The organism is Bacillus sp. FSL W7-1582 (assembly GCF_038593325.1).
Classification (GTDB): domain Bacteria; phylum Bacillota; class Bacilli; order Bacillales; family Bacillaceae; genus Bacillus; species Bacillus altitudinis.
The window spans coordinates 426,018-440,085 of record NZ_CP151987.1; the positions used below are offsets into that span (position 1 = coordinate 426,018).

General features: G+C 40.7%; 12 protein-coding genes. 6 read left to right on the forward strand and 6 right to left on the reverse strand.

The annotated features are described in order from the left end of the window. The first annotated feature begins 3 nt into the window (after positions 1-3). Entirely contained in the window at positions 4-744 is a 741-nt protein-coding gene (locus NSQ11_RS02095; RefSeq protein ID WP_342501232.1) for an alpha/beta fold hydrolase, read from the forward strand. 79 nt (positions 745-823) lie between these two features. On the opposite strand, the gene NSQ11_RS02100 is transcribed toward NSQ11_RS02095, so the two are convergent. The 3 genes from NSQ11_RS02100 to NSQ11_RS02110 all read right to left on the reverse strand — a co-directional run bounded on the left by NSQ11_RS02100 (position 824) and on the right by NSQ11_RS02110 (position 3,979). Beyond that, the gene (locus NSQ11_RS02100) at positions 824-1,516 is read right to left on the reverse strand and encodes an ABC transporter ATP-binding protein (RefSeq protein WP_007498206.1); all 693 of its coding nucleotides are present in this window, start codon (positions 1,514-1,516) and stop codon (positions 824-826) included. A gap of 8 nt (positions 1,517-1,524) precedes the next feature. Further along, a complete protein-coding gene (locus tag NSQ11_RS02105) occupies positions 1,525-2,859 on the reverse strand; it encodes a hypothetical protein (RefSeq protein WP_234884869.1) in 1,335 nt (444 codons plus the stop codon). A 193-nt stretch (positions 2,860-3,052) separates the two neighbouring features. Then, positions 3,053-3,979 (reverse strand): DMT family transporter, encoded by a 927-nt coding sequence (locus NSQ11_RS02110; protein WP_342501233.1) that lies wholly within the window; start codon positions 3,977-3,979, stop codon positions 3,053-3,055. A gap of 130 nt (positions 3,980-4,109) precedes the next feature. On the opposite strand from NSQ11_RS02110, the gene NSQ11_RS02115 reads away from it, so the two are divergent. After that, positions 4,110-5,447: a PLP-dependent aminotransferase family protein gene (locus NSQ11_RS02115; RefSeq protein WP_144740471.1), complete on the forward strand. Its 1,338-nt coding sequence runs from the start codon at positions 4,110-4,112 to the stop codon at positions 5,445-5,447. Here NSQ11_RS02115 and NSQ11_RS02120 read toward each other — a convergent pair. After that, the gene (locus NSQ11_RS02120) at positions 5,434-6,135 is read right to left on the reverse strand and encodes a 4'-phosphopantetheinyl transferase superfamily protein (RefSeq protein ID WP_129548088.1); all 702 of its coding nucleotides are present in this window, start codon (positions 6,133-6,135) and stop codon (positions 5,434-5,436) included. The two genes, NSQ11_RS02115 and NSQ11_RS02120, sit on opposite strands and share 14 nt — an antisense overlap. A 143-nt stretch (positions 6,136-6,278) precedes the next feature. On the opposite strand from NSQ11_RS02120, the gene NSQ11_RS02125 reads away from it, so the two are divergent. After that, the gene (locus NSQ11_RS02125; protein ID WP_050826941.1) at positions 6,279-7,139 is read left to right on the forward strand and encodes an effector binding domain-containing protein; all 861 of its coding nucleotides are present in this window, start codon (positions 6,279-6,281) and stop codon (positions 7,137-7,139) included. Between the two features lie 25 nt (positions 7,140-7,164). Here NSQ11_RS02125 and NSQ11_RS02130 read toward each other — a convergent pair whose 3' ends face one another. Together NSQ11_RS02130 and NSQ11_RS02135 are read right to left on the reverse strand one after the other, a co-directional pair. Beyond that, the gene (locus NSQ11_RS02130; RefSeq protein ID WP_144740468.1) at positions 7,165-7,755 is read right to left on the reverse strand and encodes a hypothetical protein; all 591 of its coding nucleotides are present in this window, start codon (positions 7,753-7,755) and stop codon (positions 7,165-7,167) included. Between the two features lie 85 nt (positions 7,756-7,840). Further along, positions 7,841-8,485, reverse strand: a complete 645-nt coding sequence (locus NSQ11_RS02135; protein WP_007498187.1) for a YitT family protein — start codon at positions 8,483-8,485, stop codon at positions 7,841-7,843. A gap of 546 nt (positions 8,486-9,031) precedes the next feature. Here NSQ11_RS02135 and NSQ11_RS02140 point away from each other — a divergent pair. The 3 genes from NSQ11_RS02140 to NSQ11_RS02150 all read left to right on the forward strand — a co-directional run bounded on the left by NSQ11_RS02140 (position 9,032) and on the right by NSQ11_RS02150 (position 14,035). Further along, positions 9,032-13,078, forward strand: a complete 4,047-nt coding sequence (locus NSQ11_RS02140; protein WP_342501234.1) for an isopeptide-forming domain-containing fimbrial protein — start codon at positions 9,032-9,034, stop codon at positions 13,076-13,078. Positions 13,079-13,084: 6 nt separating this feature from the next. Then, positions 13,085-13,645 (forward strand): class D sortase, encoded by a 561-nt coding sequence (locus NSQ11_RS02145; protein ID WP_035390478.1) that lies wholly within the window; start codon positions 13,085-13,087, stop codon positions 13,643-13,645. A 105-nt stretch (positions 13,646-13,750) separates the two neighbouring features. Continuing rightward, positions 13,751-14,035 (forward strand): AbrB/MazE/SpoVT family DNA-binding domain-containing protein, encoded by a 285-nt coding sequence (locus tag NSQ11_RS02150; RefSeq protein ID WP_144610440.1) that lies wholly within the window; start codon positions 13,751-13,753, stop codon positions 14,033-14,035. Positions 14,036-14,068 lie beyond the last annotated feature (33 nt).

The following is a 14,068-nucleotide window of genomic DNA, read 5'->3' on the forward strand; positions in this document are numbered from 1 at the left end:
CGTATGAACCAATTATTTAAAACCTTTGAAAAAAAATCAGATCTCATTCAGCTTATTTGTTTTCCTTTTGCAGGCGGATATTCCGCCTCTTACCGTCCGCTCTTTGAACAGCTGAAGGACATGGCCGAAGTGACAGCAGCAGAGCCTCCGGGTCATGGAACGAACCTCATGCCGCTTGAAACAAGCATTGACCGGCTGGCTGAATTGTATAAAGAAGGGCTGACAGGCAAATTAAACCGTCCATTTATTTTGTTCGGACATTCCATGGGCGGGCTTGTGGTGTACAGGCTGACTCAGCTGCTAGAAAGGGAAGGCATCGATCCGGCAGCGGTTGTCATTTCTGCCATTCAGCCACCGCAAACAAAAAGACAAATATTGACCCATTTATCGAATGAAGCATTTGTTCAGCATATCGCTGAAATGGGCGGGATTCCAAAAGAATTGTTAGAGAACAAGCCAATGATGGATTACTTTACACCATCCTTACGTGCCGACTATCAAGCATTAGAATCCTTCCAGCATACAGACAAAACAATCATCGAATCACCCGTTTATTTATTGAACGGAAAGCAAGATAAGAAATGCATGGAAGACGCAGCCGGCTGGCTAACATGGGCAAACGCCATCGAACGCACTGATTTCGAAGGAGGCCACATGTATATCAACACACACCTCGAGCAGTTCGCAGAACATATGAGGCATGTCATTGAGCAGACAACAAAAAGGCAATTCATCAGCCAATAAAAGAAAACAACGGCCCCGTCAAACGAGGGCCGTTGTTTTCTATAGCTGAATACCATTTTAAACGTAGAGAAACTGCTATTTAGGATAACATTTCAAAGAATCTTTTTTCAAGCTGACCTTCATCAAATGTTTCTTCGGAAGGTTTTTTTTCTGAATGAACGATTTGTCCTTCATTTATAAAAAGGATCTCGTCACATAAGTTAGCGGCAAATTGAAGGATGTGCGTAGAAAGAATGATCGTTTTATTTTGAGCCTTAAATTCTCTTAGATGTCTTTTCATAAGAGTCATATTTGCTGGGTCTAGACCGGTAAATGGTTCATCTAATAAGATTATAGCTGGATTGTGTAAGGTGGTTAATATAAAAGAAATCCTCTGCCTCATCCCTCGGGATAGAGAAGAAGAGCGAATATGGGCTTGTTTTTCAAGCCCATATTTTTCTAATAAATGTTGAATCTGTTTTTTATTTAACGGTTGTTCAACTAACATGGATTGATATTTAATCAATTCGAAGCATGTTAAGTTTTCAAAAAGTGTTGGATCATCTTCCATGTAACCGACAGTTGAAAAACCATTTTCTATATCTTTTTGTATGATTAATTCACCTTTATCTGGTGAGATCAACCCCGCGATTATTTCAAGAATGGTTGTTTTTCCAGCGCCATTTTTGCCTAATAATCCAACAATTGAGCCTTGATGAAAATGTAATTCATGAATTGATATTTTGAAGTTGGACTCTGTATATTCCTTGATTAGATCATGAATTGAAAGCATACAATCCCTCACTCGAATAATGTTTTAACTGATTTGCAGTTTTTGTTAATCGTTTTATCCCAAAATAAAAACATGATGACGATGATGATCACTGTACAAACAATCATGATCGTATTTGCCGCAATAAAAGAGGCTAGGTTATATGAGGACATAACGGATAAGCCTAAAATGAAACTGAAGCAAAGGTTTAATGTTAATTTGCTCAGTGTGCTAGGAACTTGATACACATACTCCCATTTAAAATAAGGAAATAGAACAGTAGAACCAACTGTGCATACGCCTATTAAAACGCTACTAACTAACAAAGTAAATATCACATAAAAGGGGTGATCTACATTTATTGTAAAAGTAGAAAAGATAGTATATACAGTACAAAAAAACATATGTAATAGAACGGATAATATCAACTTAGAGTTTATTTTGTTCTTTATAAAGTGAGGTAACCTATGTTTTAAAGGAATAATGGGACCATCAACATCAAAAGAGACATAAGATTGAAGGGCGTTAGAAATAAAAATCATAGGGAACATAACACTAAAAATAAACAAAAAATCATTTTCTATATTCATTGTTTCGATTTGGTTTGTATGAACACCATACAGAATGAGAGTTAATAGACCACCAGATATTGTTAATATAAATAGTAAAACCGACCATTGTATTGGAGGGTTTCTCAAAAGAAGGGTGATTTCAAAAAATAAAATATGATTGAAAGATCTTGATGTTGTGTTTTGATGATGTCTATCCTTCTCCTCTGAATGGAAGATAGGCGAATATCTAATGTTCTTTTTCCAATTGATTAATAAAATAAGACTAGTAAGAAAGATCAAAGCAGCAAGCGTAAGCACCAATTGGTTAGAAAAAGGAATAGAAAATAATTCGAATTTAAAAACAAAAAACATCCAAGCAGCAATGACCCCAGTGGTGATGTATTGAATCATGGGTGTGATTGAAAAGACTCTAGGTCTAGTAAGAAGTAATAATAAGTTCAATCTAAGTAAATATCCGAATAATAACGAGCTAATGCCTAAGGCTCCAAGAATAAAAGAATGATGCAAAGCATGTGTGTTTAAAGTCATGCAGAAAGAACCTAAAAAAAAGCATATAAAACCAATCATGACACCGAAAAATTTACTCATATCTTTCCCGAAAATATATTGATCCATATTCAATTTCAGGATGGACATCTGTTTTTTATCTGAAGAAAATAAGATTCGCATAAGACTTTTATCAAGGTGAATCGTTGTTAAAAAAATGAAAAATGAGATGTAGATGATTGATACGTTTTTGATAAAAAATGCAAGCAGTCCACCTAGGAAGAGTGGTGCTAGTATGTAGTTCATCGCAAATAACACATATAAATAAGGTCTGTTACGTTGATAGCCTCTTAACTCGTTGAGGATCAATATCTTTGTAAATACTATAAATATATGCACTCATAACACGTCCATTTTAGTTTGTATAATAAGGAGAGGTTCTCTCTCCTTATTATACAAAAAAACACAAGACAATAAATGGTTTTGATGTTAGTTTTGTCTAGTTCTTCTGTGTTGAATTCCCCTTCCTCACCACATTCCCGCCAATCACTCCGCCAATGACGAGGACAGCCCCGATGAGGTGAACCATATCAATCGTTTCATGTAAAATAAGCACGCCAGCGGAAATGGTAATGAAAGCAGAAAGATTGTTAAAGATACTCACCTTTGCTGCTTCAAGGTGGGAAAGAGCATAGTTTGATAAATACGCTGTGAGCAGTGATGAGAGAATGCCTAAAAAGAGCATAGACCATACAAAGGATGGCTGCGTAAACGGACTGAAAAACTGCGGTAGTGTAGCATGTACCGAGTGCCGAATGAGAGCAGCAGCATTAAAGAAAACAAATCCAAAGAAGGTCATCATGAAAGTCAGTTCAATGGCATGGAACCGCCGTGTCATCACCCTGGCAAATACGCTATAGGCACTGGATGATAAGGCTGAAAGTAAGATCAGCACATAACCAATGAGATGAGAATGTTTCACATCAATTCCCTTCACCACAAAGAGGAGCATCACCCCGGACACAGAAAGAATGGTAAACAGCACCTGGATCGAGGTAGGACGTTCCTTTAAACACCATGCTGCAAGCACCATTGTCAAAATAGGGATGGTCGCCTGAATAATGCCGGCCTCTGATGAAGAGGTAAACATCAGCCCCCACACTTGAAATGCAAAAAACAACACAGGATAAAGCAAGGAAAATGGCACAATGTAAATGAGATCACGCCATTGAATGGAAAAACGATACTTTTTTCGCAAAAATGGAAATAACAAAAGAGCCGCTGCGAAAGAAACAGTAAATCGGTGTCCCAATACATCAATTGGATTCGCTGATGCTAAGGCTACTTTGACAAACAAGAATGAAAAACCAATAATACAGGCGTATGCGATCGAAGCAGCATACGCTTTTTGTTTTGACATATCCATCTGAATTCTCCTTACACGAGCATGCATGCTTCAGTTGAATCGACCGGTTCTGTCTTTTTATCGTAAACGGATCAAGTAAAGTGTACAATAAGAGTTATTGATATCTGTACCGGTACAAGGAGGTAGTACTGTGAGGAAATATGATCAGCTTGTGTTGAATATAAAAAACAAAATCGAGAGCGGTGAATACAATGCTGGAATGAAAATTCCATCCATTCGTCACTTAGCGGCTCAATATGCTGTGAGCAAAAGCACTGTCATAAAAGCACTAGACACATTAGAGCGTGAACACTTGCTGTACTCTGTAGAAAGAAGTGGCTATTTTGTCGTGAAAACCAATCAGTCAGCCGTTAAGAAGGGCAGCACATGGATTGATTTTGCTTCCTCTGCGCCTGATCCCATTGTGTTTCCGTATGTCGATTTTCAGCACTGCATCAATCAAGCGATTGATCTGTATCAAAATGATTTATTTATCTATGGCACCACCAATGGATTACCATCTTTACTGCCAATCATTTCAAAGCGTTTAACGGATTATCAAGTGTTTGCCTCTCCAGAACAGATCGTCATGACTTCTGGTATTCAGCTGGCCTTATCGATTTTAAGCACCATCCCGTTTCCGAATGGAAAACAGACCATATTGGTCGAACAGCCAGGATATCACCTATTCCTCCAATACTTAGAGAAAAACCAACTGCCTGTCCGGGGGATTCAGCGGACGGAAAAAGGACTCGATCTTCAGGAATTGGAGCGTATCTTCAGAGAGGAGGATATTCGCTTTTTCTATACGATGCCAAGGTTTCAAAACCCGCTTGGAACGAGTCTGTCGAAACAAGAAAAAATAGCGATTGCAGCCCTTGCCGAAGCATATGATGTCTACATCGTTGAAGACGATTATTTGGCTGATTTAGAATTCGATACAAAAAGAGACCCGATCTATTCATATGATCGGGCGGGGAAGGTCATTTATTTAAAAAGCTTCTCAAAAATCATTTTTCCGGGGCTTAGAACAGGTGCTGTCGTCTTACCAAACGAGCTGATTGGCCCCTTTAGTGAACATAAACGGCTGATTGATATCGACAGCTCGATGCTCTCGCAAGCTGCTTTAGAAATTTATTTGAAAAGCGGGATGTTTGAGCGTCATAGAGAAAGGATGCAGGCGACCTATAGAGCTCGATCCAAACAACTTGTGGCCTGTTTGAAAAATGATCAAGGTGCTTATGAGCTGGGAGAAGAGGAGCCAGCTACCCATACCCACGTTCGTGTCGACCGGTCCATTCCGATGAATCAGCTCATTCAGCAGCTAAAAAAGGCTTCTGTGATGGTTCAGCCGATCGACCGCCATTTCATTTCTACTTATCATAAGGAGCCTATACTTCAGCTGAACATTTGGCATGTAAAAGAAGAGGAAATCGCACGAGGCGTCGATTTGCTAAAGTCATCACTTCAACAAATCACACGTTATTAAGGCGTGACAGCATGTTCTCACAAGTGAGTATCTCGACGTGCTCAGCCGCAGCGGGTTTTCTTGTACAAACCGCCATTTGGTAGGCAGGATCAAGTGAATATGTTTGGACAACGCAAGGGGCTTCGTGATCAGGTAATCTCAAAGTAGCCTGTCCATCCTCTGACAAGCGAGCGGTAAAGGATGAAAGACCATAGGATATTCCCTTCCCTGTCAGCTTGATAAAAGCCTCCTTCATGGACCATAAATGAAAGAAATAGGCTTCCTGCTGGTCTGTCGGCTGTGAGAGTAAATCTTGATATTCGTCAGCTGAAAAAAATCGTTTGGCAATGGCTAAATCAATCGGTTTAATCTCTTCAATATCAATGCCAACAGGCGCATCATCTACTGCGCCCACGACCCAATCACCAGAGTGAGAAAGATTAAAATGAAAAGAAGGAATTTGCCGGACAACAGGCTTTCCATTCCCTTCTGTTTCAAAAATGATCTGTTCCATAGGCAGTGCGTACATCTCATGAATGATGTGACGAATCAGTACCTCACCTAAAAGCGTTCTTCTTGCATCGATCAAAAAACGAAAGCGCTCAGCGGCGGCGCGTTTTTCAAGTGACACAAAAGGCTTCAGCTGTTCTATTTGGTTTCGTGCATTTTTATCATCTAAAGGTTGTAATTGAATAGCGAAAATCTTCATAACGGACCTCGATTTTTTACATTTATTGTACCATTGGATGAACACATGCAAAAGAGAAACAGACATCCTGTTCAATGAAAGCACAAAATGACAGGAAGGTGCGGGCGGTTCTCGATATAGTGGAAAAGGAAGGAGAGGGAAAAATGATTCACTTGATCATGGATAGTATCAATTATATGGAAGAGAGGCTGGATCAGCCTTTGCAGATCGAAGAAGTGGCAGAGGCCGCCTGTATGTCTAAATTTCATTATCAGCGGCTATTCCATATGCTGACGGGAATTGCAGTAGCAGAATATATTCGCAAAAGACGATTAACCCTTGCGGCAGAAGAATTCATGACCAAGCAAGTGAAAGTCATTGATGCGGCGGTGAAGTATGGCTATGAAACCCCAGAGTCGTTTGCGAAAGCCTTCAAGCGGCATCATGGATATACACCGGCAGCAGTGAAAACAGGCGAGTATACAGTGAAAGCCTACCCCCGTCTCTCCTTCGAACTTCAAATAAAAGGAGTCGAACCGATGCATTATCGAATTGTGGAAAAGGATTCATTTTCAATCATAGGCAGAAGACTAAAGACAACAACAAAGAATAGCCAAAACAAACAGGATATTCCCGCCTTTTGGAAGCGTGTCAATCAAGAAGGATGGACGGATTCACTGGCTCATGCAGCTGGAGAACTCGGATATATCGGTGTATGTGCGCATTTTGATGAAACGCTTGAAACATTTGACTATATCATTGGGATTGAGCAAGGTGAGGAACAACCAGATTCGACCATGACAGTCGAGCAGATTCCGGCCAGTACGTGGGCTGTATTTCAGGCAAAGGGGCCTGTCGAAACCGCTGTGCATTCAACATGGACACGTATTTTCACAGAATGGTTTCCTGCCTCAGGATATGAGCATGCTGGGGGAATGGAGATGGAAACGTACCCTTTAGATGGAGAGATACATTCTCCAGATCATGTGACATTGATTTGGATTCCAATCCGTAAACAATCATAAAAAAGGCAGCGTATCTCGCTGCTTTTTATCCTTGTGTGAGGACATGAACACCGTTTGGATCAATCGTATTCATCCCAGAAGAATCCATCATCTTCACTTCAAGTAAAGAGAGACGTTCTCCCTTTTTCCAATGAATAGGTTGTGTCAAACCGTCCAGCAACTGATCGACCGCAGGTGTATGAGTCAAATCAGGTACTGCGATCGTCATCTCGGCAATTGCTTCTTCACCAGTTTCAATCACATCTGTCCGCCGCTGCAATTCAAGCCTTAAGCGCATCGGTGTAGAAAGAAACGTTCTTCGCTCCCCAGTCTGGATTGCCCAGTTTCTCTTTTGCGCTTGTACCAGCAGCTGATCATATTCATCATCAGTCACTAGAAAGCCGATGTGATCAAAAAGGACTTTTTTACTATAACCAAATGTGATATTGATCTGTCCCTTTCTCATCTCAATGATTCGGAAAGAGGGCTTCTTCTCTCTAAAATCATCCCATGTCTGCGGAGGGGGAAAGGAACCTTCCTTTGCGAAACGCCCCTTTACTTCAAAGCCTAATGAGGTGTACGCCTTCTCTGTCTCCTCAACAAATGGTGTCCAGTAATGATAATGGAAAAGCTGCATCAGAGGATCATCTCCTGTTTTAAGAATATTGCGTCTATTTAGTTTAGCACAAAACAAGCCATTCATTTAGTAGAATGGCTTGTTCTTATCGGGTAAGGGTCTGAACAGGTTTCTCCGCTGTTTTTGTAATGAGCAGTTGCAAGAGCCGTGTCGATTGTGGCAATGAAAAGCGAAGGACGAGTCCGGTAAAGATGGCCGTCAGAATCGTTCCAATGCCAATCGGGCCGCCGAGCATCCATGCAAATAGGAGCACGGTTAACTCAATACCATTTCGAACCCACTGCACGTTCAGCCCCGTTTTTGCTGAGATGAGCAACATTAATGAATCCCTTGGCCCAGCGCCAAGGTTGGCTGAGACATAAATGCCAACGCCATACCCAGACACAATCACGCCCGTAATAAACACATATAAAGCAGGTAAATACCCATGTGGTGCAGGTAATACTGCATTAAAGAAATCAATAAACACGCCGATCAGCACCATATTGAGCAGGGCGCCGATCTTTGGAAAAGATTTCGTGAAAACAGATGTCAGTGTCACAATCAGTGCACCAATAATGATCGACCATTGTCCAATGGTTAAACCAAAATGCTGAAACAGTCCATAATGAAAAGCGTCCCACGGCCCAATGCCAAGGATCTTTCCCTTCACTGTCAGCGATAGTCCAAAAGCAAGTACAATCAATCCAACAAAATAAAAAAACCAACGTAAAAGATGTTCCCGCTTCAAAAGCTTTCCCTTCTTTCTTAAACACTCGATTTCAATCGTAACATACTCGCACGCCCCTTTAAATGGCTTTGCTTAATTGTAATCGCTTACTCGATAAAAAGAATTTTTTCCATAAAAAGAGCAGAAAACATCAAATTTTGGAGCAAGACTTTTGAATTGTTTTTTTTAACAAAGCGAACCAATAATTACCAATTTTTATGAAAATAAGAAAAAAATTCAATATAAAATGACAAAAAAACAACCTTTATACAATTAAAGAATATTCAAGATAAAATAGAATAGATTGTATGTAAATTGCGTCGTTAGGCCTGTTTTTATTGATAGATAAAATATTTGATACACGATAAAAAAACTTGTTTTATTGGAAAAAACATAGATGGATCAGATGTCGAAAGCTTTATATGACCAAAGGGCTATTTTTGTCGAAAATAGTCTTTTGGTCATGTTGAGGGTTCTGAAATGTTACTGATATTCTTTACCAAAGTGTGGGAGGTGAACTGGTACATACCATTATGATGTAAAGCAGGGAAAAGGGGATGTCAAAAAATGAACATATTAAAAAGAACGAGTCAATTATTTCTTATATTGGTGCTAATCGCTGGGAATTTATTAACGGTCTCACCACCTGTTACAAAAGCTGCTGGAACAGTGGTCGTGAACAATACGGATTCCTATATGATTGGGACTAGGCCACTAGTTCTTCAGCAACTCGATGGAAATGATCCAACAAATGTTAAAGCTAGTGTAGAGGTGAAAGGAATCGATATAGGCGCAGTGAATGGTGTTGCTGTTAGTGATCGAGAAAATGTAGTGTATGCAACTGCAAATGGCACTAGCCTTACTCTATATAAAATAAATGCGACATCAGGGCAAGCACAAGTCGTAACGAAACTACCTGAAGGCGCTACTAATGCCGTTGTGCATCAAGATAAATATATTTATTCTTATTTTTCTAATGGTGATTCTTTCCTTGGAACGTACGATTTAGTTACGGGTCAAAAAACGTCCAAAAAAATCGTCGGTTATGACGCTGGCTCTGGCATTGGTGGTGACATTGGCGGAGATCTTGTAGTCGATAAGGATGGCTATCTTTGGTTTGCATCTAATAACAGTGGAGCCGTTGCGCAAATGAATCCTGAAACAGCTGAAGTCATTCGTGTCATTCCGATTACAAATGCGGATGGTAAAACGATTGACGGAGGCGTGCGGGGAATTAGCTTCTTGCCAAATGGGCAGATGCTATTACAGTCAGGATTAAATGAATCCATTGGTCATTCCACTCTTTTTACACTTGATGCGAAAACATTAAGTACAACATATATGGGCACTGCAGGTGATTCATTATCTTACGACTTAGCTTCAAGGGTGAAGCCTGAATTCGATCCATATCCCCCTAACCTTGAATCAGAAAAATCGGTTGCTTTACAGAAAAAAGCAGAAGGCAACACAGATGAAAAGCATCCAGAAGTAGGCGACACTTTGCTTTATACAATTAGAGCAAAAAATACGGTGCAATTCGGCATTCTTAAAAATCTGATCATATCAGATAACCTTCCGAGCAGCTTAACCTATGTTTCTGGTTCTCTTAAGGTAGATGGCACAAGCGTAACAGATGCAAAGGATCAAGACAAAGGTGACTTTACAAACGGTACTGTGACAGGTCAAATAGGTGATGTGAAAGACACCGATTGGCACACCGTGACATTTGAAGCGAAAGTAGCAAAAGGGCAAGCGGGTAAAGATATTCAAAATACAGCGAATGTCAAAGGGGAAAATACACCGCCAGACAATCCAACAACAAACATAGAAATTTATCCTCGTGATCCAAAGCTTGAATCAGAAAAATCAGCAGTCTTACAGAAAAAAGCAGATGGGAATACAGATGAGAAGCACCCAGAAGTAGGGGACACATTGCTGTATACCATTCAAGCCCGTAACGCTGTTGAAGATAGTGTAATAGAAGACCTTGTGATTTCTGACAAGTTACCTCAAGGATTATCTTATGTACCAAATTCTCTACAGGTAGATGGGAATCCAGTCACAGATGCAAAAGATGGCGACAACGGTGATATGACAGATGGAACTGTCACTGGAACGCTCGGTGAAGTGAAAGATACGAAATGGCATACCGTGACGTTTGAAGTCACAGTTGAAAAAGGCCAGGCAGGCAAAGATATTCAAAATACAGCGAGTGTCACAACCGGCAACACACCGCCAGACGAGCCGACAACGAATATAGAAATCTATCCTCGTGACCCGAAGCTGACTTCTGAAAAATCAGCCGTCTTGCAGAAAAAAGCAGATGGCAATACAGATGAGAAGCATCCAGAGGTCGGTGATACACTTCTTTATACGATTAAAACAAAGAATACGATAGAAGATAGTCTCGTTGAAAATTTAGTGATCTCAGACGAACTGCCGGAAGGATTAGCGTATGTGTCGGATTCACTTCAAGTGGATGGAGAGGCAGTCACTGACGCAAAGGATGACGATAACGGAGACTTCACAGATGGTACCATTTCAGGACAATTTGGTGACGTTCAAGATACAGATTGGCATACCGTGACATTTGAAGTGACGGTTGAAAAAGGTCAATCTGGCAAAGACATTCAAAATACAGCGAGTGTCACAGGTGAAAACACACCACCAGACGATCCGACAACAAAAACAGAAATCTATCCTCGTGATCCAAAGCTTGAATCAGAAAAATCAGCCGTCTTACAGAAAAAAGCAGAAGGTAACAAAGATGAGAAGCATCCAGAAGTAGGAGATACCCTGCTTTATACAATTAAAACAAAGAACACGATAGAAGACAGCCTTGTGGAAAATCTAGTGATCTCAGATCAATTACCAAAAGGGCTGACGTATGTCGCTGGGTCTCTTGAAATTGATGGAGAATCTGTCACAGATGTGAAAGACGACGATAGCGGAGACTACACAGATGGAAAGGTCACAGGTTATTTTGGTGATGTGAAGGACACGGACTGGCATACCGTGACGTTTGAAGTCACAGTTGAAAAGGGACAGGCTGGTCAAGATATTCAAAACACTGCCGAAGTAACAGGTGAAAACACACCGCCAGATGATCCAACAACGAATACAGAAATTTATCCTCGTGAACCAAAACTAGCATCAGAAAAGACAGCGAGCATTCAGAAAAAAGCAGAAGGGAACACAGATGAAAAAACACCACAGGTAGGCGATACCCTTCTGTATACGATCAAAACAAAGAACCTTGAAGAGGACAGCATCGTCGAAAATCTCGTGATTTCAGATCAACTACCAGAAGGTCTTGAATACGTCGAAGGATCATTAAAAGTAGATGACCAAGCCGTCACAGATGCAAAAGATGACGACAACGGAGACTACACAGAAGGCACAGTGACCGGAGAATTTGGTGATATCAAAGATACAGACTGGCATACCGTGACGTTTAAAGCGAAAGTCGCTAAAGGCCAATCAGGTAAAAGCATTCAAAACACAGCGAAAGTAACAGGCGAAAACACGCCACCAGATGAGCCGACAACGGAAACAAACATTGATCCAAGAGATCCAAAGCTTGAATCAGAAAAAACATCTGAGATCTCTCAAAAAGCAGAAGGCAATACAAATGAAAAACAAGTTCAGGTAGGCGACACTCTCCTTTACACGATCAAAACAAAAAATAGTGTAGAAGACAGTGTCATCAAAGATTTAGTCATCGCAGATCAACTGCCAAAAGGTCTTGAATACGTCGAAGGGTCATTAAAAGTAGATGGACAAGCTGTCACAGACGCAAAAGATAATGACAACGGAGACTACACAAAAGGCACAGTGACCGGTCAATTTGGTGATATCAAAGACACGGACTGGCATACGGTGACGTTTGAAGCGAAGGTCGCTAAAGGCCAAGCGGATAAAACCATTCAAAACACAGCAAAAGTAACAGGCGAAAACACGCCGCCAGATGAGCCAACAACCGAAACAAACATTGATCCAAGAGATCCAAAGCTTGAATCAGAAAAAACATCTGAGATTGCTCAAAAAGCAGAAGGCAATACAAATGAAAAAGAAGTACAAGTAGGCGACACTCTCCTTTACACCATCAAAACAAAAAATAGTGTAGAAGACAGTGTCATCAAAGATTTAGTCATCGCAGATCAACTACCAAAAGGTCTTGAATACGTCGAAGGATCATTAAAAGTAGATGACCAAGCCGTCACAGATGCAAAAGATGACGACAACGGAGACTACACAAAAGGCACAGTCACCGGACAATTTGGTGATATCAAAGACACGGACTGGCATACGGTGACTTTTGAAGCGAAGGTTGCGAAAGGATCTGAAGGTAAAACCATTCAAAATATCGCAGTTGTGAAGGGTGATAATGTTGACGAACCAGACAAACCTGAAAACTCAACAACGGTAGTACCGCCGCATGTGCCAGAGGTGCCAGCAAATCCAGAGCAGCCTTCTCATTCAGAACCGGATACACCTGGTCATCATCTTCCGAACACTGCAACAGAGATGTACAACCTTTTACTAGCAGGATTTGCACTTGTACTAATAGGTGCATCCCTTATTGTATGGAAAAGAAGAAAAAGAAACGGATAATCGTCCATGTTTCAAAAAATCATCTCAGCTCTATTGATTACAGCAGGTATTTGTCTTGTGATTGTAGGATATACGAGAATCGTTGATGGACAAAGACAAGTAGATCAATCATTCCAGTCTGCGCAAGCAGCCATCCAGCAAAAGGGGAAAATGGATTCCTCTTTTGTGCCGGAGGCTGGTGAAACCATTGGGCTCTTGCACATTCCAAAGTTAAACGCTGAGTTACCAATTGTAGAAGGAACAGCGGCGGAGGATTTGGCAAAGGGAGTGGGTCATTATCACGAGAGCTATTTTCCTAACGAACAGGGACAAATCGTTTTATCTGGGCATCGTGATACTGTGTTTAGACGAACAGGAGAACTTGTGAAAGGGGATCAACTTGTCATAGAGCTTTCATACGGACGATTCACCTATGAAATTGAGAAAACAAAGATTGTGAAAAAAGATGATCAAAGTATTATTACACTACAACAGGAAAAGGAAGAACTTGTGCTCACTACATGTTATCCTTTTTCTTTCATTGGTCCTGCTCCAAACAGATATATTATATATGGGAAGCGTGTTTAGCCACTGAATCAGCCTGCAACTTATCCTTTCCCTAACCGATTGGAGCGCTTCATTCCAAGAAAAAGAGGGAATTGCCTATATCTAGAGATGCAGGAGGGGGTCAATTTGTTAAATCAAGACTATGTAAGATCTATAGATAACGTTGGAAGAATTGTCCTGCCGACAGATATAAGAAAACGGTTGAAAATTCACCCACAAGATTTTATTGAAATCTATCAAGAAGAAAGTCACATTGTGATAAAGCCTTATTGGCAGGATAAGCCTTGTATCGTTACAGGGCAAGTCACCTGTTCCAATAAGGCGTTGTCAGGCGGAGTAGTTGTCAGCCCAGAGGGAGCGAGACTGCTCCTGCAAGATTTACTAGCGCTGCGGCTGCAAAAAGAGATATAAAAAAGGCTGTTCTCACATGATGAGAACAGCCTT